The sequence below is a fragment of the Lactobacillus sp. WILCCON 0149 genome (genome assembly GCF_057197965.1).
In genome coordinates, this window is sequence record NZ_JBUBHO010000003.1 from 1 (window position 1) to 23,334 (window position 23,334).

General features: G+C 43.4%; 17 protein-coding genes. 2 read left to right on the forward strand and 15 right to left on the reverse strand.

What is annotated here, in order from left to right; all coding sequences use genetic code 11:
- Positions 1–244: 244 nt before the first annotated feature.
- From ACYVUV_RS11420 to ACYVUV_RS11440, 5 genes are all read right to left on the reverse strand, one after another.
- Positions 245–808 (reverse strand): hypothetical protein, encoded by a 564-nt coding sequence (locus ACYVUV_RS11420; protein ID WP_484499415.1) that lies wholly within the window; start codon positions 806–808, stop codon positions 245–247.
- 144 nt (positions 809–952) lie between these two features.
- Entirely contained in the window at positions 953–1,585 is a 633-nt protein-coding gene (locus ACYVUV_RS11425; protein WP_484499416.1) for a hypothetical protein, read from the reverse strand.
- Between the two features lie 264 nt (positions 1,586–1,849).
- Positions 1,850–3,130 (reverse strand): hypothetical protein, encoded by a 1,281-nt coding sequence (locus ACYVUV_RS11430; protein WP_484499417.1) that lies wholly within the window; start codon positions 3,128–3,130, stop codon positions 1,850–1,852.
- A 5-nt stretch (positions 3,131–3,135) separates the two neighbouring features.
- Complete coding sequence (locus ACYVUV_RS11435) at positions 3,136–4,296, reverse strand: hypothetical protein (RefSeq protein WP_484499418.1); 1,161 nt, start codon at positions 4,294–4,296, stop codon at positions 3,136–3,138.
- Between the two features lie 18 nt (positions 4,297–4,314).
- Positions 4,315–5,607, reverse strand: a complete 1,293-nt coding sequence (locus tag ACYVUV_RS11440) for a hypothetical protein (RefSeq protein ID WP_484499419.1) — start codon at positions 5,605–5,607, stop codon at positions 4,315–4,317.
- A 291-nt stretch (positions 5,608–5,898) separates the two neighbouring features.
- Between ACYVUV_RS11440 and ACYVUV_RS11445 the strand changes: the two genes are divergently transcribed.
- Both ACYVUV_RS11445 and ACYVUV_RS11450 read left to right on the forward strand, forming a co-directional pair.
- Positions 5,899–7,116 carry a ParM/StbA family protein gene (locus tag ACYVUV_RS11445; RefSeq protein ID WP_484499420.1) on the forward strand — a complete coding sequence of 406 codons (1,218 nt, stop codon included), beginning with the start codon at positions 5,899–5,901 and terminating at the stop codon, positions 7,114–7,116.
- Positions 7,117–7,134: 18 nt separating this feature from the next.
- Positions 7,135–7,602 (forward strand): hypothetical protein, encoded by a 468-nt coding sequence (locus ACYVUV_RS11450; protein WP_484499421.1) that lies wholly within the window; start codon positions 7,135–7,137, stop codon positions 7,600–7,602.
- A 261-nt stretch (positions 7,603–7,863) separates the two neighbouring features.
- On the opposite strand, the gene ACYVUV_RS11455 is transcribed toward ACYVUV_RS11450, so the two are convergent.
- The 10 genes from ACYVUV_RS11455 to ACYVUV_RS11500 form a co-directional block, all read right to left on the reverse strand.
- Positions 7,864–11,448, reverse strand: a complete 3,585-nt coding sequence (locus tag ACYVUV_RS11455) for a DEAD/DEAH box helicase family protein (protein WP_484499422.1) — start codon at positions 11,446–11,448, stop codon at positions 7,864–7,866.
- A gap of 1 nt (position 11,449) precedes the next feature.
- Entirely contained in the window at positions 11,450–12,466 is a 1,017-nt protein-coding gene (locus ACYVUV_RS11460) for an Eco57I restriction-modification methylase domain-containing protein (protein WP_484499423.1), read from the reverse strand.
- Between the two features lies 1 nt (position 12,467).
- Positions 12,468–13,376 (reverse strand): restriction endonuclease subunit M, encoded by a 909-nt coding sequence (locus ACYVUV_RS11465; RefSeq protein ID WP_484499424.1) that lies wholly within the window; start codon positions 13,374–13,376, stop codon positions 12,468–12,470.
- Positions 13,377–13,420: 44 nt separating this feature from the next.
- Positions 13,421–13,642 (reverse strand): hypothetical protein, encoded by a 222-nt coding sequence (locus tag ACYVUV_RS11470; RefSeq protein WP_484499425.1) that lies wholly within the window; start codon positions 13,640–13,642, stop codon positions 13,421–13,423.
- 125 nt (positions 13,643–13,767) lie between these two features.
- Positions 13,768–14,088 (reverse strand): hypothetical protein, encoded by a 321-nt coding sequence (locus ACYVUV_RS11475; protein ID WP_484499426.1) that lies wholly within the window; start codon positions 14,086–14,088, stop codon positions 13,768–13,770.
- Between the two features lie 14 nt (positions 14,089–14,102).
- The gene (locus ACYVUV_RS11480) at positions 14,103–14,666 is read right to left on the reverse strand and encodes a hypothetical protein (protein WP_484499427.1); all 564 of its coding nucleotides are present in this window, start codon (positions 14,664–14,666) and stop codon (positions 14,103–14,105) included.
- Positions 14,667–15,193: 527 nt separating this feature from the next.
- Positions 15,194–15,613 carry a hypothetical protein gene (locus ACYVUV_RS11485; RefSeq protein WP_484499428.1) on the reverse strand — a complete coding sequence of 140 codons (420 nt, stop codon included), beginning with the start codon at positions 15,611–15,613 and terminating at the stop codon, positions 15,194–15,196.
- Between the two features lie 21 nt (positions 15,614–15,634).
- Positions 15,635–17,149: a hypothetical protein gene (locus ACYVUV_RS11490; protein WP_484499429.1), complete on the reverse strand. Its 1,515-nt coding sequence runs from the start codon at positions 17,147–17,149 to the stop codon at positions 15,635–15,637.
- A 79-nt stretch (positions 17,150–17,228) separates the two neighbouring features.
- Entirely contained in the window at positions 17,229–18,542 is a 1,314-nt protein-coding gene (locus ACYVUV_RS11495; protein ID WP_484499430.1) for a hypothetical protein, read from the reverse strand.
- Positions 18,543–19,028: 486 nt separating this feature from the next.
- The gene (locus ACYVUV_RS11500) at positions 19,029–22,553 is read right to left on the reverse strand and encodes a TraM recognition domain-containing protein (protein ID WP_484499431.1); all 3,525 of its coding nucleotides are present in this window, start codon (positions 22,551–22,553) and stop codon (positions 19,029–19,031) included.
- Positions 22,554–23,334 lie beyond the last annotated feature (781 nt).

The following is a 23,334-nucleotide window of genomic DNA, read 5'->3' on the forward strand; positions in this document are numbered from 1 at the left end:
TTTAGCAGTCACACCCGTTCTGCGCTTGTCTATCAGCAGCTGAATTTCACGCAAATCAGTCAGCGTTGCTGCCTGGATAAACTTTCTGCATGCTGATCTCTGCTTTAGATAGCGAACGCGGTCCTTGTTTTTATTGTCCCATTTTTATTTGCACGCTTTCGTGCCTCGCTTACTGGCATAGCCAGCCTCCTTCCACTTTTCATCATACACTTCAGAAGTGTAGTCAAAAAATATAAGCTTGCGGCTACATCTCGGCAGAATGCTTAACAAAGTTTCTGCTGAAGATAACTCTGCCTTGTGCGGTTACTTGAACGTCTACGAGAAGCTTATCTTCTTCATTCCATTTCTTGTACCATTTTCTTGCCTTCTCCCCGCCATATTGCAGATAAGCTTCACGAGCCTTTTCGTCAGTCCAATCCGGGAAATAGGTCTGCTTAAAGTAGTTCCACTCAGTTGACGTGATCTTGAAGTACTTCTTAATTTCAGCATCACTGTAACCGTTGTCGCTGTTTGGCGCATCTATGGTCTTCAGCTTGAGATACACTTCCGGGACATATTCATGATGCTTGTGCCCTTCTTCATCGTATGTAAATCCATCCGCAAAAATCTCGTCGCCTCTAGGAAAATATGACTTGATTGAATTTCCACGCTTTCTGCAGTTCAGCATCCGGGCTGCTTGATTAGAATTGTGTTCGAGAATCATCTGGAACTTATTCATCATCTCATTTGCGGCCTTTAGGCGTTCTTCTACGCTTGTTGGGTGATTCTTGTCATTTTCCAAGACATATAAAATAGGACTCTTTTTCATTTTTCTCACCTCATCACGTGACTGCACGGCAGCCAATATATGCTTCTACCTATAATTTAACCACGATAGTCGTACTTTGTAAAGTACATTGCTGCAAAAAAACAAAACGCTGCGATAGAGCAGCGCTTTTGCTTCCTATTTTTCTTACATCTTGAGTCTGCCTCTAGCAAAAATGCTTTTTTCAGCTTGTTTTCTTGCCTTCTTGCGCTCTTCATCAATCTTTTGGTTATACATTTTAATGACACCAGATGTATTGATCCGTACGAGTCCAACAGACGGCCCATCTTCATCACTTAACTCACGCAGCTTGTTCATTTCCTTAAAAGTTTCATCTTTAATTTTCAAGAACGTTTTAAAAGCCGTGCCAGAAATGCCAAAATAGCATCTGATTTCGTCATTGCTAAAGTCTTTTTTGTCGCGCAACAGGAGATAAACTTCTATTTTGAGGACCGGAATGCTGACACCATTGCGAGTGTACATGTATTCACCAGTATAGATCTCGTCACCTCGAGGATAGAAGAAATCAATCGTGTTCTCCCCCCAAAGCTTGTGCACGTTTCTGCGTCTAATATATCCCAATTCTGGGCCTGGATTCTTACTATCCTTATTCACATTTGTATAGCTAATTCTTTCATCCAACCGGCTATCCATTTCATCTAACTCGCGTAACAACAAATCTTCAGTACAGCCATTGCAGCTTAACTTGTGATCCTCATATCTCTCAACATGGTTCGAAAAAATAAATACGCCCGCATCGTTAAGCTTGGCTGGATACATGTATTCAGAGTCTTCACCATACTTCCACGACCAATCCTGCATTGCATACATTAATGGCGAGGTGACTTCGAGATTTTGAATCGTACGCCGTCTGTTGATTATTGATCTAACCAATTAACTTCCCCACTTCTATTTTTTACAAAGATCCATCAAAATTTTATAAAATTTTCGCCAAAAAGACAAGCGGTTACATTATCAAAAAAATACTGCTGCATAGCTTTTTCCTAGTTTGCAGCAGTATTTCTTCACGGGATTGTAATTATCTCATCCTTTGATTGTAGAAAGCGTCTCATCGCCATACTTTAAGACTATCTTTTTGTAAGTCTTTATGGCTTCTAAGCTGTTGAACTTTAATTTGATGGTTTCATCACCGTTAATGTCCAAAGGCGATACAGAGATTGGGACTTCTGTGTCGCCAGCAGTTCCATCCTTGTTTACTCCAACCAGCTTAAATTTTTCAGCCTCGGCATGAATTACGAAGTAATCTCTCAAACTGACGCCAATCGTCAAAGTGTTGCCAGACAGCTTTGGCTTCTTCCAGCTAATTCCGCTTTCAGGATATTGATCTGGAGATACAGTAAAGGCATCTTTAAGAAGCTTACTGTTGCTGATGACAAACTCAACCGGATGAAATGCCTTTTCGGTATCAAAGAAACTAGAATTTGAATTGGTCCTAAACTCAACCGTGTATGGCGCGTCATCGGTAGAAATGGCGCGCTCAAGCGGAGCAACAGCATTCATCGTCTTTCCATGTGGAATCAGCAAGGTATTCCCTTGGTAGTTGGGATCAATGTGCGTTTCATTGCCGTTAGCATTAACCAGCTCAAAGCTGCTGAAGTCAAGATAGAAATCAGTATTTGTCTTGTTAGCAATCTTCAGATAGATCTGCTTTTTATTATGCTTGGACCCAATAATCCAGAAATACAGCTTGTCATAGTCGGAATCGTTAAACTGATCTCCAATTGAAGTAGTATCGTTTCCTTCTTTGGCATCGTCTTCTGCTTGAGTGTTGTAATCGATCGTATTGCTGTAATAGTCGCTCAAGCTTGTGTAATTGCCTATGGATGCAGTTGGGGTGTCGTCCGTCTCTTCCGTCGCTCTGGCTAGCTTGCCATTATCCATCTTGTAGTACAAGGTTACGTGCTTCAACTCTTTACTAGTTAAAGTGGTCCCCAAATAGTAGCTAAGAACATTTTGATAGCTGCTCCCTGACCCGATCGTTTCATGAAAGTCTGATGCTTCGCCAGAAATCTGAAACGGCTTAATCTCATGGCCATACGCCTTCAAAATAAAATTATCAGAGCTCATATCCATATCACTGTCAGTATTGTTGGTCAAGACGATTGGAATGGATAAAATACCCTGTGCTTGCGTGAGCATTCCATAATTCAGCGTTGCATCAGCTACTTCCGAACTGGAAGAGCTTGACGACGATTGACTGCTCAATGCCTTTGGTTGAGTAGCACTGCTGCAGCCGGTTAAAAAAATGGCCACAACTGCAAGAGATGAAAGCAGCGCAAAGATCTTCTTTTTATGCTTAATCATGCGAATCACCCTGTTAGAAGCTCCTTAATCTTCCATTCTTCCAACTTTCCTACGTAGCTCTCAGATACTTCATCATAATGCTGCTCATTAGGAAGCAGCAGGGCGTGCAATACACCCATGCTCTGAATTCTATTGAGAACAATGAATACGATCAGCGAGTCCTTCTTGTAGAGCTCCAAATTGGCATTCAAATACGTTGCAGTTGCTTCATCCGGAACGATAATTGCCAAGGCATTGAGTCCTGGCAGAAGTCGTGGGATCTCCTTCTGAACATTTGGCTTCTCGAGTGGATTTCCCTTTTCATCCGTAGAAATCCACTCTTCCCAACGATCAACGACCTTCTTGTAAAAGTCTACGCGGTCAGTTTGAATGCATGGATAGCAAACTAAGTTCAAGATTCCTTCCACATTCGGCCGATACATGATTCTCAGTGAAATCTGCAAAGGCGAATAAACAAGTGGGCCGCCAGGGTGTGGCAGATCCTGCTTCGTTCCAGAAAACGATGTGTTGAAGCCTTTAAAGGATGGCAAAGACTGGAAGAACTGGTATACATCAACGCATTCCCAGCAGCGCAAGTGTGAAAAGGCTTCATATTTTCTCTTTAAAAACATATCGTCAGGATTGTTGACGTACAGAGAGCTTGCAAAATAGTTCTTCAAGAAAAGATACCCTTCCACGTCAAGCGTGTAGCACAAGATTCTTTTCTTGCCATCTTGATCTTGCTTTTCAAAGTTGTTCTTGAGAATAAGCCCCCACTTTTCAAGCCGCTTCAGAGACTTGTCTGCGTCGTTGAGTGTCAGTGCCTTGCCATTTTGTTCCAGCTTGTTTTTGAACAGCTCACATTGACGGTAGACATGCAGCTTTTGAACCGATGAAAAGCCGCCAATAAAGCTCAAAATCATCAAATCCAGATCATTCATCTTTTCTAAAAGTGAAGAATAATCCAATGAAGAGTTGTATCTCCGCTTGCTTTTAACTGAATTCTTCAAAGAATCATAGTTTGGGTCTTGATAATTGCGAGTAATCGGCGACAGTTCTTCTGTCTCTTCCTGCGTAAGATATGAAGGAAGATACAATTCACCGTTTGAACCCATAAAGCTGTTTTCTGACATGGGGACAATTTTACCGCTGGGATCGTTGAAAGGCCGGATATATTTTTTATCCATTGCGATCACTCCCACCTATTAATACAGCATGCTCCCCTTAGTTCCTTGTGGGAACGCGATTACTTGGCATTGGCCTACGCGGTGGTTGAAGTCAAGTCTGTTCAGCTTAACGGTTACAGGAGTGTGCGCGGCAACGTCTCTGTCCCCCAGCTTGACGTTGGCAAAACGATTGTCCAGGAAGGCCTTGATTTCCCAGCCAGGAGCAACTTCGACAATCAAACCACGAACGCTGTTGTATTGAGTAACGTGTGCCAAGAATACAGTGCCGTTGTTCAGCTTCGTGCGCAGATCTGCAGCTGGATTGCGTCTAAAGTCAAGAGCAGTAGCATTTACTTCGTAGTAGGTACCCTTTGGTGCTCGCAAGTTGTCGCCATTGCTCATCATTTCCTTGACGGCACGGTTGTCCTTTTGATAGTCCTTCTTGGTAGCGCTGGTGAAGCGGAATACGAAGCGCTCGCCAATTGAGATTTGTTCTGAAACTGGCTTAACGCTGCTCAAGTAGTTGAAGTTGCGGGCTGGCATGCTGAATTGAACCCCTTGGTATTCAAAGAAGACGATCCATCTTTGAATTTCCGGCATTGGCCGGTCATTGGTGAATCTTGGGTTGATCCGGATCAAGCCAGTCACAACGCCCTCATGTGGCTCTCTGCGGGCCTTTTCTGCTCTTTCTTCGTTGCTGCTGTTCAGTTCACCATAAACAACACCCTTTACAGCAAATTCAGCTTGCTGAATTGAAGCAAGAACGATGTACTTCGGATCTACTTCGCCTTCGTTAACGTTGATGAAGAAGTTGACCGCAACAGTATAGCTGTGACCAATGAAGGTTTCCATGTGACGGAAGTTGGTACCAGCAACGTTTTGAGAAACGTATACAGGAAGACCGCTGTCACGCAAGCGCATCTTGAGCATTGTTACCTTGCGGCCATTGTAGATGAATTGTTCCAATGATTCTGCTTCAGCCCACAGAAGATCGTCTACAGTAACGTCGTATCTTCTAGCGGCTGCCATAGCCATGTTCCGGCGCTGCTTGGCCAGGCTGCCCAGCTTTTCTTCAGGAATAGCTTCGGCAGACTTGATGAAGTCCCGAGCATCGCCGGTTTCGCTAGGCGTTTCATAGTTGTATTGTACCCGTTCTTCTTCTTGATCGTCTCCAGCTGCTTCTTGTGCAGGAGCAGTTTCTTGTTGTGCCTGTTCTTGTTCAGCAGGCTGTTCTTGTTTTTCTTCAATTTCTTCTTCAGCAGGCTTTGCTGGTACTTGTTGAACGCCGCTTAAAAGGCTGTTCAGCATCTTGTCGTTTTCGGTTTGTTCCATAACGATTTTTCCTTTCATGTTTTCTTATATAATGTCTTATGCGTCTAAATATAATGAAGAACGGCTATAAAACAGGATTTCCTGTTTTTGCTTGTATTTTTAGCAAGCTAAAAAGGCTTACTCCAGCATGCGTACACAATCAGCAAACAAGTATTACTATAAGCACCAAAATCTACAAAGCAAGGGCCAAAAAAGTAAAAAGAGATTCTGACGAGTGCAAATTCACGTGCTAAAATAGTAAACGTAAGTAAAACAACGTGCATTTGCACACACTAGAAAGGTGAGTTTAAAATGACTAAAAACAAGATTATGACAGTGGCAAACGATTTGGGCTACAGCTCAATCAAGGCAGATATCGATGGTGAATACATTTATGAGCCATCAGTGGTTGCTGAAATTCAAAGCTTCCAAGCTCCAAGCATCGAAGATTTTGATAAGAGCGCAAGTACTGAAAAGTACATGGAAGACTTTATGAAGCATATTGATGTTTCCATTGCCAGTGGCTCAATCAACATGCCTGGACGCTTTTTTGTGGGTGATTCAGCAGTCAACGCTGGTTTGATCACCAGAGGCATGAACGTATATGCCAACACGGACAAGTCTGAAACCGACATGCCTGTGTTTGTAACTTTGGCAACAATTGCAGCCAAAGCCGTAAAGAGCGCATACGAAAGCGGAGAAGATATCTTTGCTCCTATTACCGTTCACGTCAACATGACGACAGCTTTGCCAATTTCAGAAGGCAAGAGCAAGGACAAGACCGAAGCATACGGCAGCCGCTACACCGACTGCACTCACACTGTAACCTTCCACAACTTCAAAGACCCGATCACGGTATCATTGAAGTTCGACAAGGTATACGTAGGGCAAGAAGGCACCATCGCCCACCTTGTATTCGTAAACGCCAGCTCCAACTTCAAGAAGGGCGTTTTTGATGACTTGAAGGAAAACTATGGCTCAGTCCCAGAAGACGTTCTGGACAGCCTCTTGAACGCACAAAACACCCTGTGCATCGACATTGGACAAGGCACCACTGACTTTTCAGTTGGCATCGACAACAAGATGCTTAACTCAGCATCAGTATCAATCAACCAGGGCTATGGCTCAGTTCTCGGCAGAGCCATGATGGCATTGTCTGAGGAAAGAATCAGCTTCTCAACTGCAGAAGACTTGATGTCATACCTTTCAAACGAGCCCATGCCATGGAAGAGAGACCGCTACAACAAGATTAAGGCTACTGTCTACCAGCAACTCAAGCCGTTGGCAGACGAAATCAGTGAAACTGTTGACAAGATCGCTTCAGCAGGCAATGTCAACGAAAAGCTGGACGTCATCTACGTTTACGGTGGCGGCGCAGTGCCGATGGCAAAGCATAGCGACCTGCGTGCTATGTTGATGAAGGTAGCAGAAAAGCACGGCCTTGGTCCTGTAGTATTTGTGCCAGCAGAATTCGCCCAGACCATGAATGTCCTAGGCTTGAAGATGATGGCGCAGATTCAGAAGTTTTAATGACCGAGGGCAGCAACTATGAGTAAAAGAACAAATCCGGGGAGCGGCGACAACAAACGCTATTCCCTCTTTACAAGCAATCCCAAAGTCAAAGAGTGGCTTGATGCACAGCTCAATAGATCAGCATCTATTGAATTGCTGATCCGCATGTTCATCAACACGACAGGACGTACTGACGAAGACATCTTTGAAAGCGTCTTGAAGAACTCCTCATTCCGTTTCAACGGCATGGAAACAAATTACGACCCAACCAACGAAACAGCCACTTACAGCCATGAGAGTTCTGCGACAAGTAGCGCTGACCACGATAAACAATTCTATGCCGATCATGAACTTGAGGACGACGAGAATGCTGAAGAGGATATTCCTGTAAGCAAAATTGAAAAGGCAAGCAAACCAAGAGCCAGGGCAAAGAATGACTCAAAATCTAAGAAGAAGGATTCCGAATCAACTCCTGAAGTTAAAGGTGGAGACTTCTTCAGCTAAACTACTAAGCAACACAATAAGCGCTCCGATTTGAAATCGGAGCGCTTTCTGTTCTTATCATTCTGTTATTCTTAACTCTGTGCTAAAATGTTTTTTGCGGGCAACTGCTACCGCCCGCTATATCAAACAGTGCTGATGTTTCTAGTACATCTGGCCTGTGCCGCTTGGTGCAGGCCTTTTTCTATGCTGCCAACAAGAAAAGCGAGCTTCCAAGTAATTGGAAACTCGCTTTTTAGCATGTGTTCAGTTATCGATCCTTAGCTAGCCAAACAGCTTATCCAGCTCTTCTTCAAGATTCCCTTCTTTTGCTGCTGGCAAAGTATCAAAATGCTTAAAGTGGCTGTCATCAATTGATCCATCTTGGTCAAAGCCAAAGATATACTCGTGTGCAATAAGATAAATAATTTTCGTTGGAGCTAATCCGTAAACTTGCTTGGCAAAAATATGCTGCAGGCGTTCATGCTCGTCAGGATATTTCTCCTTCATAACATTGCTTTCCATCAGCCGCTTGACGATCTCCGTGATGTACATGCCTGATTTCACGTACAAATCCGCAAAAGTGGCTTGATCATCATCAAAGCAGCCAGGATTCTCTTTTTCAAGCATGTCCACCATCTGCACGACTACCTTCTTTGGAGTAAAGATTTGATTGGTCTTTTGTGGAGGAATATACGAGAAGATGTCTTCATCATGTTCTTCGTTGAACCAGTCTGCCAGTTCATCTTTTTTATCTAAGAAGGCTACTATCGATTCATTAAAGACCGTTTCATTGAAGACATGGCCATCAAAATGATGCTTGTATTCATCATTGCGGATTTGATTACCGCTTGCATCACGTTCATAGTAATCTCCACCATCACGCAAGAAGCGGAAAGTGGCCAAGCCAATACCAGTTACTTCCCGAAAGACATCATCTTTAACCTTCTTATCAAAGTTGGCAAGCGTTGTCTCTTTATCGCCGTAAGCCATCAAGAACGAAGGAATAGCACGGCACAGATGCCGAAGATTTGTTTTGACTTCATTCATCTTATCGTCCGTCTTGCTTTGCGCTTCAGCCTGGTTAATAGTATTTTCAGTCGTTTTTTGCAGTTCATTTGCAAACTCTTGCGATGTAAGCTTAGCACTGATTCTTTCTTTCAGCTTATCGAAATCCGATTTCTGTCCCTCTTCAAACTTCCGATCCATTTGAGTGATTTCAGTGTCATTTTTACCTTCATTGCGAGCTTGCTCAACATCTTTCTTATGTTGCTCAATCTTCTTGTTCTGCTCGTAACGATATTTGTTATGCTCCTGTTCAACAGTATCTGCTACTTTCTTGTGAACAGCACGCTTAATATTTTTCTCTAAGCGCTTGCTATTCTTCAGCGTGCTCTGTGAATGACCGTTGTCTTGCTTCTTCACATCTTCAACGGCGGCAGTAATAACACTGGTATATTGGTTGGCAATCGGCTTTGCCTCATTACTCAGCAGCTCTTCGAATTCTTCGTTAGACTTGCGAGTCGGATCAAAGTCTGTTGAGTGATGTTCTTCACCCTTTTCTTGATCCGCCTTTTCGGCTTTCTCCCGCTCTTCGTTCACGTCCACATTTTCAAAGACTTTTTGACCTAAGCCCGAGTAGTCTTCACCCACATGTGCCTTACCGTCTTCATCAACCGTAATATCACCGGTATTAAGATCAATATTTACGTCTTCGCTTGGTCTAACCGGTGCAAAGCCAGGTGCGTCATTGACTTCTTTCAAAGCATCGTCAAGAGCAGTCAAGTCATTTGCACGGAACACGTTAGGAAGATTATCAAACAGGAAATTGCTCATAAAGCCACTGTCAACCACTTCTCTGACGTGAATCTTTCCTGGAATACTGAGAATGTCGCCGGTGTCAAGCGTAACCATTTTTCCATAGTCATCCTGCCCATACACCGGGAAGTAATTGAGCAGTCTCTTGATGCGGTCTTTTTTGGTCTTGGTGGACAGCAGATCTGGTTCCTTGGCATCTGGCAAAAGGCCATTTGCAAACTCATAGTACATGTCCAGAGTACGTGCTGGGTCAAAGTCAAATACGTATGAATTTTCCTTGCGCTCATAGGTTTCATCTGACAGTCTGCGAAGCCACGGATTTTGACATCTGAAAGCTGCTTGCATGTACTCAGAGGCGCTCTTCCAGTTTCTGAGAATAAATACGCCCGTCCATTGCGGAACTGTAACCCCGGTTGTCAATTGTCCAACTGAGAGCGTAATCGTCTTGTGCTTCTTAGATCCGTCAGCAGGATCTGCATTCTCCGCTCGATCAATGGCTTTCATTACTCTGTCATAAGACTTATCACTTTCAAGCTGCTCATCTTCTTCAGAGCGGCCATCACCTGCTGCCAAGATGATCTCATAATCACTGAAATCTTCCCTCTTTTCAAGCTTTGCTTTGAGAGCCTTGGCGCTGTTTACCCGATCAAGAATCCAGAAAGTGTGTGCCAACTGGTCTCTCAGTTCAGGAGTCGAGAATGGGAATCCTTTCCCTGTCATCAGCATGTCTAAGAATTTGTCTACGTCTTTATCGTGGATGAACCGCATGCTGTCACCACTGGTAGCAAAGAATTCATTCAAGTCAAAGGCATACTCGTCAATGCCATTGTCAGACTCTACGCCTCTCCTGATCTCCTCTCTGGCAATATCGCTCATGCGGTAGGTGTAAAGATTTAACTTAGGGAGCGTCTCATATGGATTAGGAGCAGCATAAAGGCCGGTCCCCTCCTCTTTGTTCCAATCTTCCTTTGACTTTTGTTCGTCGGCGTATGACCAGTTAAAAATCATTTCTTCTGTAAACTTGCCTTGAGCCAAGGCCTTAAATGGAGTACCAGAAAGGTAGAGGGTATACTTGCGGTCGATGTGTGCAAAAGCAGCTTCAGTCTTTTTGGTGTCAACAGCTTCATGTGCTTCGTCAACAATCAAAATGTCCCATGTCAAGCCCACTTGACGACCATTTACCTTACGATTGCTAAGTTCCATCAGCTTGTCATAGCCCTCACCGTCAGCAGTCAAATATTTCGACCCTTTGATGTTTTGCAAGCTGACAAATTCAACGAGGCCTTTGATCTTGTCATCATAATCAGTTTTGCACTTCTGTTTATACTCTTCGTAAGTATAAACGTATCTTGCCTTATCAGATTTTTGAAGCTCATCAAGATCCGATACAAAATAGTATCCCGATCCTGGGCCAAAGAATTTCATGTAGTCTTGATACCACGAATTAGCAACCGCAGGACGATTGGTAACTACAAGGATGTTCTGGAATCCCATTTGCTTACAAAGATCGTAAGCAGTCAACGTCTTGCCAAAGCGAGGCTTAGCATTCCATAAGAATGATGGATGCTCATTAGGATGCTCTTTAAAGTAGCCAGCTGTCTTTTGCACGGCTGCTGCTTGCTCATCTCTAAGAGTATACGGCATGACTTGCAGATCATCTTCTGGAATTTCTTCATCATGAAAAACAAAGTCCTTAAGTTTCTTTTCAGCATCTCTAGGGGAAATTTTAAACCATTCTGGCTGGTGCTTTTTCCCCTTTTTGGCGTTAGCCTTCTTTCTCTCAACGCCTTGCCGGACCAAATATCTGTGAAACTCATGATCAGTAAAAGAGCCATGCGGATCCGTACTGTAAAATGCATTAGCGGCCCACTTAAAGTCTGGATTGACATCAGCAGTTTCGGTTTGCTCGTTGATTCTCTTTTGTGGGTCACGTTCCGTATACCCAATCTTGCACCACCCATCATGCTTTGGAATATCTGGCGTGGTATAGCAATAAATCGTTGGCAAAACACGCTTGACTGGCTTAATTTCAGGTGCTTTAGTTGCAGTCATCTTAGTTCATCCCCTTTACGTGAGTCTCGATAAACTTGATTTCATCGTCATCTAATCCATACTTCTTGTAGAGTTGCTGATCAATTTCTGGAATTGATTTTGACCAATCAATATCTGAGTTAGAAGTAAAGTCCTGAAGAGGTATATTAGCCCATTTGCTAGGATTGTTATCTTGAGTTATTTTCAAAGTACAGAGCATAGCTCTTGAAAACTTCCCTTTCAAATATTTCAACAAGTTCTCAGCTTCTCGTTCTGTTTCAAACGCCCCAATCCCCAAGAATGATTGTGTTGAGCCAATTCTCGGTTTTCCAATCACCGGTTGACTTAATGCAATGCCAAAATCACCCGTCCCATTAACTTTAGAGACAAATACTTTGTATTTGTAAAGGTTCCCAGAGTCAGCAATATATTTTTCTTTTGTCCAGTAAAGGGCTCGTTTGTTATCAATTCTCCCATACATTTGGATACTATTTTTAACATCTGAGCATTCACTATCAAATATCGGCATTTTCCCGAATGCATTTGTATCTATTTGACTATCTTTTCCGTTATGCTTAATATACTTTTTATAGTCTGGATGGTCAGCATAAATATTTGCAAGTGCATATTTACTACTCGTAAATACAATATCCTTTAGAGAAACAAACCCATCCTTCTTTTTCACTTTTTCAAGTACGGAGCGCATTATTGGAGATGGGATAAATGTACCGATAGCACCAAACTTTTTCTTTTTGTCTCTAAGTGTAATGGCTACCCCCCCTTTTATATCGACACCCGCAAAATACGTATTACTGTTGGCTGAATAGTCTAGCACCTTTAAATGACTATCAGACAACATTTTTCGATTCCAGTCCTTACTAGTTTGGCCAGCATTAAATAGAAACCTAGCTGGAGTAATGAGCTCTACAACATTTGCAAGTGTATAAGTTGCGTCCATAAAGGTGCCATACACTGGCAGAGCTCTACCATTTTGTTCTGCTTGATATGGAGGGTTTCCTACAATAAAGTCAAACTTCATTTCAAATTCCTTCTTTCATCGAATTATACGTTATCACTTCATCAGTACGCCAATCGCGTATCTTGCATTCCGTATCTACTACCGGCACCTCTATTTCAGAGGGATCTTGCCAAAAGCTGGTTTGTACTGGTTCTCTTACCTTCCCAAAAGGAATGCACCCACTAAAGCCATCCATCTGCCAAAAATTCCAAGCAATGATTTCCGCCCAGTCTTTGATTTGATCGTTGTCAGTTCTCCCGCCAAATCTATTATCACGATATTCGCACAGCGTATCAAGAATATTTACGCGTGCAATAAGCAGGTTGTCCCCTTGGAATTCATAGCCATATGAGCTTTGAAGTGCTACGGTAGCCCATTTCCGCCATTCTGATTCATTCTGCTTATGTTCTCCTACGATGCGCAGCTTTCTATCAAGCACTCCAATCCGGTCGCCTACTGAGATTCTTCTGCCAGTTGATGGATCATACCGGCTGACAATGAACGGTGCTTCACCGCAGGTGATTTCCATTTTGAGAAGCTGTACATATTCTTGCCAAGTCTTGCCACTAGGCATTTCAATAGTGTCTGCTATATAGCGCCACGTGTGGTTTTCTTTGTCTTCAACGTTAAAAACGTTTTTTTTGCCGAACCAATTTTCATCGCAGTAGTTATTCATCTGGTTGACAACCCAGCTTGGGGTAAACACTTCTGCCTTTTTTTTCGTCCGCAGTGATTGCTCTTCAGATGATTTTTCAACCCTTGGCTGAATGTCAATTTTTCTCAGCAGATCTTCAGTCATATGCTCATGAGGGTCAATGCCATCATAAGTGCCTGTGGCGAAAACAATATTCTTTTCCGACGTCTTATCAGCCAGCAAAAGTTGCAAGGCAACCTGTACGGGATAAGACTCGAGATTAACAAGTTTTTCCATGATTTTCTTGCTTCCTTATGCTCGTCCTAATCTTTTCATTTCACTTACTGGTTGGTCAGTTCGTCAAAAAGCTGTGCCAGCAGCATAATCACTGACCATCTGGTGTGTTCTAAACGCTCTGGTTCAGATACCAGCTTTCTTACAGTCGCGTAAGGAATCCCCGTTTTTTGGGAGATCATTACTCGACTGTTTTCTGGGTTCTTGAGTACTAACTCTGCTTTGTGCAGATACTCAAGGCTTTCATCATTCAGCTCAAGCTTTTTCATTGGTCTTCATCCCCCTTTCTGCCTTTTCTGCCGCCACCTCTCCCCCTCCTGCAATCTTACATTCCCGTATTTGTGCTTTCCACATTTTCGGTAATTCCATTTCTCAGTGATGTTATTCCTACGATTTATTGATTCTGCAGCTTTACAAGTTCATCGACCAACTGCTTACACTCGTCTGAAGATGCCATAAAGCCAATAGCATCCCCATCCCCGTCAGTTAAATCAGCATCGAAGTAAACGTTGTTTACGCTCCAATTGTCGCCATCAGCATGGTGATTGATGAGATACCAAATCTGCTTCTTACCTTCGTCCACAGCAATGGATTCGCCCCCACCATAGATACTGCGATTATCATAGATCATCTTTAAGCCAGACAGGTTCAAGGTAACGCGCTCGCCTTCTGAAAGCTGATTGTGCTCTTTGATCCAGTTTTCCAGCTTGCACAAGGCTTTGCCACGCTTTACAGTGTTGAGTCTTGCTTGTTTTTCAGCTTCTTTTTGAGCCTTGTACTTGGCAATTGCTTCCTTGCCTTCATCGGTGCTTGAAATGTCATCGTACTCGGCATAATAAATGTCACCGTATGACCAAACGTTATCTTCGTAACGGCTGAATGCATGAGCTTGACAATCTCGTCATCGTATTTGGTGACTTTGAGCTTTTTAAGTTCTTCTCTCTGATCTTCAGCATAGCTGACATCGCTTGGAGACGGAATGAAGCTTTCATCTTCCCACTTGTTCTTTAAGGCATTGTAGATGCTTTCTGAGCGATCTTCCTTGTATTTCTCGCTATTAATTGGTACAAGGAGGCGCTTGGTGCCATAACGGCTCACTTCCTTTTGAACTTCGACAAGATAATCTGTAAGCTCAGTGCCTGCCTTAAGGTCCTTGTTTGAATCATCAATCACCATCTTCACTTCATAGTCGCGCTCAATGCTGCCACGGCCTTTCCAGTGCTGAATGACCGTCCAGTATTTGCGGCCTTTCTTATCCAGCTTTAAGTTAACTTTCTGTACGAACTTTTCCATTTTCTTTTTCCTCCGTCCCGTGTTTTATTATAGCGAATTGTTCCAAATTTGGGACAACAGATTCTAAAAAATTTTACGGTCCAAAGACCGGGGATTAAGCCTCGCAATCCTTATAGTTATATCTTACTACGTAATATATTAAAATGCAAGCCTTTTTGTGCTTTTGGGACAAAAAGTTTTAAGAACTAAGGCAAAAAGTTGAATAATGTTCAGTAGTCAAGCCCATAGAAATGCTTATATGAAGCAGATAACGGGACTTCCTTATTTTCAAAACAGGGTAGCCTGCTAAAAAGCAAGACACATCAAAAAGGCCTTGCCCTTTTCAGGACAAGGCCAATTGGTTCAAAAATCAGCTTCAGCGATCGGATAAAACCAATCTCGTATGCTTACTGTTATTGTAGCACGCTAATGCTGAACGAGTCAGAATTGCTTTTTAGTTTTTTTGCAGACAGCTGGCAATCAGCATGTGCGTCCCTGCCGATCTGCCAGCAAGTGCCTTTTTAGCTATCGTTTATCTAACAATCAGCTTAGCGGTAGTCATTAAAGAAGTCAGCACCGGATAATTGTGCAGGCATATCATTCTTCTTGTCATTTTCAGCCTTTGGCTCTTCTTTCTTGATTTCTTCCTTAGGCTTTGATTTTGGCAGTTCTTGCTTCGGTTCTGCCTTCTTGATAGGTTCAACAGTGGCAATCGGTTCACCAGCATGCTGCTGCCTTTCTTCTTTTGCTCTCTTCTTGCTTTTGGCGGATTGGTTAAACTCTTCTGAGCCAGACAGATCAACTTTGACCATCCCTTCTTGCTCCATCATTCTGCTTATAGCGAGACGAATAGCCTTTGAGATGTTTTCTTGGCCGCTCAAAAACTGATTCATTTGGCTGTCTTTCTTGACTCTGAAGCGAAAGGTTCTTGAGTTCGAACTGTACTCTTTGTCTTTTTGCTTGCTCACAAGCATCCCCTCCTTTAGTCTTTAGTCTTGACTCTTGAGAATGATTCTCTTAAGTGTCAGCTGCGCGAAGTCGTAGCCGAATGCGTTGATCTTGGTAATGTCAGCACAGAATGGTGCGAGCTCTTTGACCATCTTTTCAATGCTGTATGGCTCGTAAGACCACTCAAAGCCTTGCTCAATCAAAGTTGCATCCGGCACTCTGCGCGCCTGTGGATAGGCTGACATGCCGTCCCCAGTATTGAAGCCAATGCTGATAGTGCCATCGCTGCTGATGACAATCGTCTTGATTGACCCCAACACATTATCATCCTTGAAGTTCAAATTCCAAGTTCTGCCGGACTTCAAGTGCTTGAGCATAAGTGGCTTCAAAGTCATCTTATCGAACTCTGCCTTGAGAATAATGGCTTCCTTGGTGGCGGCTAAAATTGCCTTTGAGATCTTTGCGCTTTGAGCAATGCTGTCAATGTTAAAGTTAGTACTGCCATTTTGATCCTGGCTTTGACTTGACTGACGTCTTTCTGCTTGCTCTTGCTTTGTTTGGTTACTTGTGTTTGGCATTTGTCTTGGCTTTTCTGGTTCTTGCGGCTTTGGAGGCTGCGGAGCTGTTTTTTTGACCTGATCCGCTTTAGCTTGAGCAGGTACTGGCACAGTGATGCTTGCGCCTTTGCTTTCCGGCTGCTTGTCGGCCACAATCTTGGCCACGCCGTTCTTAGCTGGACGTGACGGAATCTTTACGGTGTATGAATTGCCATTATTGGCATTTGAAGTGGGCACATTCGTCTGAGACGTGGGTGTCGCATTTGATTGGTTTGTCGTTGGATTGAGCGGAGCATGCGGCGACAGAAGCGTGTTTTGCGGCTGATGATCCGTTGCACTATTGGCATTATTAGCATTGGCTGAAAGAGCCGGATTAGGCGCTTGAGGAGCCGGCGGAACAGGAGCTTGATGCTGACTTGTTTCTGACTGCCGCGTTTCTCCAGAAGAAGCTTGACTGGCTTGATCGCCAGTTGGAGTCAGTAAAGCAGGAGAAACTGAAGGCACTGAAACCTCATTTTGATCAAACGGAGGATTTTCGCTTGAGTTTGCCTGACTTTGATTGGCAGGCTGATCCTGGATCGTATTCTGCGTTTGAGAGGCTTGCGGAGACGGTTCTTGTTTTTGAAGCGCCTCTTGAACCTGCTGATTGCTGTCTTGCATGTTGTTTGATGCAAGAGCCGCCAAGCGGTTGATGTCTACTTGACCATTTTGAGCTGTTTGAATAGATTCAGCTTGTTGAGCAGGTGCATCCTGGTGTTGAGGTGGCTGATTGGCTGCATTGCCTTCCGCGCTGCTTTGTGGCGCTTCTGGCAATTCATTTAGCGCTTGCGGCTCTGATCCTTCTCCCCCACCCTGCTCAGATTCAGCTTTTTTCTTAGCCGGGTCAACAGCGGTAATCACGTAGTGAGCTTCTTCTTCTTGAGGCTTGTAAGCATGAAATATGTCAAACAGGTCTGTTTTTAGATAGTCTTCAATTTCCTTCTTTGAAAGTAATGCCATGTGTACTGTATAGTTCCTTTCGTTTCGTCATGGACTTGCGAAAATAAAACAGACATCAGCAAGAATGCATCCTTCCGCTCTATTCGTATCTAGTCCACATGTCCTCGTATCTCTTAGAGAAATCGTCTGGATACTCTTGGAACGGATCATCTTTGGTCTCGGTCCGTGCTTCAGCAGCACTGTCAAATCCTTGCTTCAAACTTGCGACTTCAGTCTTCAAGTCCGTCAATTTTTCGCTCAGCTCTTCGAGTGCTTGAGACGATTGAAGCTGCTTGCTTTGATGGTCCGTCAAACGATCTTTGTCAACTTCTTCGTATCCGATTTTTTCCTCTTCGTCTACGTATAGTAGCATCAATTTCAGCTTCTTTTTCTTTTCGCCATTTTCTTCAATTTCTGTAGCCACACATGTCAGATACTGGACAAGTGCCTTTGTTGGATTCGTATTCCGTTGAATCAGATTGACTGAATCTTCAGGAATCTTATTGAAGAGCAATGGATAGTTCAAAGCAAGCCAGGTATTCACTGCTGCCTTCTCGCCAGAAAGCGTAGATGCATTAGCAAAGATCTGACTTGCCCTTCTCAAAAGCGATGGGAAGCAGATCAAGCTTTGAGAGTTTCTGACGGCTACCGCGGCTACGCGTCTGTTTCTCTCCCAAAAATCATTGCCATCAAGAACCCGCAAGGCTCCCTCGTCTAAATATTGCGTGAAGTTCATATTCAGCAAGAGTGAGTAAGCTACGCTAGCGTAGGTATTGCGGTTTAAGCATTCTGTTGTAGTAACAATGAGGGTATTTGTGCCTTGCACACTGGACAAGTCCAGCGTTTTTAATTCTTTGTGTTTAGTAACCGGCTTGTAGAACTTGATCAAGGCATCCAAGATTTCAAGACTTTCTGGCACCCGCTTCAAAGATTCCATGCATGATTTCACGGCATTAGCCGATTCATCAGAAGCAGAATTAAGATCCACGCTTTCCAATCCCTTTTCGAAGTTTTCTTTCAGCTCCATCAAAGAGTGAGTATCAGACAGCTCCTCAATAAATTGACGCAAATTTTCAACGTTATGCTCTGAAATAGCATCAAATGCGGACAGCCATGGAATGATGTAGATCCGCCCTCTATTCTTTGAAAAGCTCTTGAACGGCTCTACGGCGTTAAAAGCGTCAGCAATCTTGAGCCAATAAGCAGAGTTGCCAATCAAAGGCATCACCACTTCAGTTTCTGAATTGCCGATCATATAAACGTTGTCTTGAGACTGGCTGCATTCTCTGTAGTATTCAGAATTGACTACCAGCACTCTTGCGCCAGAGCCACTTTTGGCCAATTGATAGATCATACGATTTTTTACAGATGGTGAGGCCAAGGCCTCAAATACCATGCTGAATTTTTTTGCCATTTTCTTTCTCCTTTACGCACGTACCCGGCAAAGTCCCCTTCAGCGAGATTCCTTGCCGGGCATCTTGTCGTGCAACTTACTTATTACATAACGCCACCAAAGCAGCAATTTTAGATCCCATGATAATACGATACTTACACGATATATTTGGCGTATAAGCTAGAACAAACAGTCTAAAAGCTATTATATAAGTGTTCTATCACCAACATTAGCCCTTGCGAATTCACACGATAAGTACAATGTGTTTAGCGTATATTAGTGAAGTGCTTTAGCTTCAGCCGATGTCGTGGCAAGACAGATTGGGTATCTCGTCAATTATAAAGGCTTGCTTCACATTGCAAGTACACGATAATTAGCGCATATGCTTTACACGTAATGCCTTTAAGTTATAGAGGCAATAGTAGTTTTGCTTAAGCGATCATTCTAAAATCAATCGTATGATTGCCGTGCAAACATCATGCAATGTATTTACCACGTAATTACAGCCTAAATATCCTCATCATCAAAGTCGTCAAAATAATCATAGCTATGAAATACTTTATCGAATTCAGCTTCAGTTCGTTCTTGATCAGCTTCTGCCATCTTTACTTTTTCTTTTGTATCAGCAATATCTGAGTTCAAGCCAGATTTATCAATTACTCTTTCAATCCAATCTTTTGCCAGTTTCTGCTTGCCTTCTTCTGAATCATCGACCTTTTTGCCTTTTGCTTTAAGGATCGGAACTTTTTCGTCTACGGCTTCTTGAGCCAAAGGAAGCAAACTAATTTGAAGGGCTGAAGAGAATTCTTCGAGTGACTCGAGATTCTGCTTGCCGCTCTTAATGTCGCCTTTATCAAAATCGATCCGGCTTGCAATCTGCTGAGCCATATCTTTGATGGCGTCGCTCAATTCATCAGTTTGCTTAAAGCTGTAGCGCTGAGCCAAGGACTTTGCCTGTTCTGCAATAGCATTTGTTTTTTCAGTTTTTTTGCTGTAGTTAGGCATAATTAATGCCGGTTCACCGGCTTCAGTCTCATCACTTGGCTTTCCGCCTTCGGCGCTGCTAAGACCAAGAGGTTCTGTTTCTTCAAGGTCAGATGAACTATCTGAGCTTTCATTCGTCTTCTCTGCCTTTTCACCCTGTACACCTGGCGCTTGATTTCCATCTCCACCAAATGGCTCCTCTTCTTCGCTAGCCCCATTGGTACTAGTGCGATAGTTGCCGCCACTGGCTTTGTTGGTAGAGTCGTTTAATGCAGCATTCTGGTCATCTGCAAGATTCTTCATCAAGGCTTGAGCTTTGTCAATGCCACTTTGGCCTGCGCCGCCGTCGTTTTCTCCAGGTTCTCCACTATATGTAGGATTGTCAGAAGAAGAACCGGGGTTACTTTGTTGACCTGTCTCATCATTCTTTTCGGTCTCTAGCAGATTCTCTTTATGATTCTCTTTTGAATCCGGATTATCACCATCTGAATTATTGTCATCGGTGTCAACAAAGCTATCGCTCTGGGTGCTTGGCTTCTTATTTTTAGGCGCTGCACTTGAGCCACCATCTTTGGCATCTGGATTGACGTACTTGTTGATATTAGGCGGCGCAATTTTAATCTTGCCCTCTGAAATCTTCTTGACGATTTCTTCATCCACTGGGTCCAAGTCAGGGTTGCCATGGTGCTGGTGATCCAGCATCGTTTCGTAGGCCTCTTCGTCACGCTCATTGTGCATGTCAAAGATATTAGGATCCTTGAGGATGTCATCGTCAGTCAAGAACTTGGTCTTGATGACATCAAACATTTCTGAGCCTTGCATGTCTGGGTGACGCACAGCAATGTTGAACTTTTGAAGCTGCATCAGTTCTGAAGCAGTGATATTTGGCTCAAATCCGCTCTTTGAGCTGACGGATCTTTTGTTGGTTTCATTGCCCGCCAAAACGTCAATATCTTGGCTATTTACTTCTTCAGTAGTTCTGTATGATTCACCAAAGAAGGGTTCAAGCCGCTTGGCGTCACCCGGTGAAAGGTCACCGAATGCACCACGAGTCAGCATGTTGGACATGACCGTTTCAGCAAATTCCTGACCATAGTCCCGAGCAATCTGGGCAAAAGTCTGTGCCGCAATGACAATCGAAATGTTGTACTTTCTTGCCTGTGCAAGGAAGGAAGTGAAGTTGCTGTAAATAAAGTCAGGGAATTCATCCGCGTAAATGGTAAACATCGGAGCAGTATCGGGCTTGCGTCTAAAGGCTGCAGTAGCAAGACAGATCATATACACCTGCCCTACAGTCTTTGACAGTGAGTCTTGCAGCTCAGTCTTAGCCGTGTTGCAAAGCATGATCCCACCGTTGTAGAGGAAGTCGTCGATTGAGAAGTCCCCGGATTCTCTGAAAAGGATTCGGCGCAGAAGCGAGTTCTGGGCCAAGTCGTTCAGCGTGTTTCTTAAACCAGCAATGTTTTGGTCGTTGATGTCTTCGTAGATAATCCATCCAACGTGATCGCCCGCTTTGTGCTTCAGCATGCCCTGACCAAACATCTTTGGCTTGATGGAGTTGGTAAACCATTTGTAGCAGTCGCTAGCTACTTTGTACTTGTCGCGCATTTCGTTGAATTCAGTACGAGCATTGATGTCGTCCGGATTGTCCTTCATAACTTTCTCACAGTCTTCAACGTTGGTCTTAAGGATTGCAATGTATTGACGCAGGTATTCCATCTTCTGAAGAACCAGATAAACATCGTTGTACAAATCCATCAAGTCTGAGAAGTCTGGAGTCTTTCTTTCAACCACGGCTGACATCTTCAAAAGAGTAATGTACATCTTCAGGTGAGTACGTTCTGATTCTTGGAAGAAGTCGGAGTTTTCAGTTTTAACACCGTTGATAATGTTTGAGACGTTTTCAGTAACGCTGGGCACTGGCCCACGAAGCAGGTTCAATGACGGCGTTGCTGGGTTGGAAGGGTCAAACCACATGATCTTTTCATCTGGAACGCCCATCTTCTTAGCCAAGTTATAGACTGATTGGCACAAGTCGTTTGAAGTTTCAACGACAGCAAGACCGTTCAAGTAGTGGGTTGCCGGGTTGTTCTTCTTGGTCATAAAGCCATCTGAGCTTGCAAGTCTTGGAAAGTCTCTGACGAAGCGCAAATAGTGGTCAATATCTTGCTTGATCTGCGGAATAAAGATCGTACTGGTCTTACCAGAACCAACAGGCCCAAAGTAGATACAGTTCTGCTTTCTCTGAACGGGAGCTAGCTCAACCGTCTCCTCAGTTCTGATTGACTTACCGATAGCCACATACGGCTCAGGCTCAATAAACTTTTCACTGACCTCTTCTTCCTCTTTAGCTTCTGGCAGCTCAACCTTCTTTTGGTGATAGCCAGTAAGCAGATTATGAAGGCTTGGGTCGTGATATCTCTTTGTAGTGATGCTGCGGCTGATAACGTCCTTGTACATTTCTTCTTCTGCTACCAGCTTCCGGTATTGAAGAATAGAAGAAACAATAGGAAGAGACAGCATGATAAGTCTCATTAAAAGAGGACTGCCGATCACCTTGTCAAACGTCCCCGTAGTCCATCCGGTTGCCGTTGGATTCAAGCGCAAGAATTCCATATACGGCACTGCACAGAAGGCAATAAGCAGACTCCCGGAGGCACCCCCAACGATAATTGGCTGAATCATGCCCCGTCTTCTGACTCTCCACAGCTCCTTGGTTCTAGCTTGTGGGTCCAAGTCAGAGCGTCTAGTGCTGACGTTATAGATATACTGATTGATCTCCACTGACGCTATCAAGTCCACCATGTTGATCAAGTGGAGAATAACAGCTAAAATTGCCCAGTTGAGATTTGTAACGGCACCAGACAAAATAATGATCGTTGTCAGTGCCCACAAGCCAGCTGGGTATGCCCAGCAATACTTGCGAAGTCTTTCAAGATATTCAAGAGCATTTGCCATCTTCATGTCGTTCAGTTTGGCATTGAACCTAGCGGTATGTTCATCAATGATCTTTCGGACAAAACTAAGTTTTCCGATGTTGGTAAACACTTGTACACTTCCTTTCTAATTTAGTACGTATTTTTTCTGTTAGTAATACTTAGTGACAAAAAATGGTGTCTTCTCATCTTTGCATAGCAAGAGCAGTAATACTTATTGACAGTTAGAGTTCTAATACGTTAAGCTTGCGTACCAATAATAATACCGGGTGGCTAGCTATCACTTTGTGTACCCTATTTAGCGCAACAAGTGCACCAATGTGTACACGTTTAGCACCGGTAGTAATACTTAGTGTCACCATAGTATTACTTTTTTGAATGGAGTCCTCGCTTATTGCTGTCTTGTATCTTCTCAGTCTATAGAGCCACTTAAAGGACACTACTCGTAATCCTGCTTTAGACCACCTATCACTAGGTATCCCCAACCGAGGTGTCCCGGCGACGATATTCTCGCCTAGAAATAAGCCGTGTATTTCTATTGGTATTACAGTTATTGTGTGCCAGCTTTAACTCATAAAAGCATTGTTCTTTTTGCTTTACAACACTATAATCACACTATAATTACATGTTGTGCTTATTTCAGTAAGCTAGCAATTCTTGGAAAAGTCATTTACAGCAGAGATCATTCCAATGTATGTCTGCTTAATTAATAACAATACTTTTACCCGATAAACACATTGTGATTAAGAGCCTTATATCTCACCAATGAACCAGATAGGCACTATTATCCAACTATTACCAGACAAGTGCCTTCGTAAGGATTAAACCGCTGCAAGGTACTTGTTTGCCGCATAATCACACGATAAGAATGCGATGAACCAATTTAAAGAGTA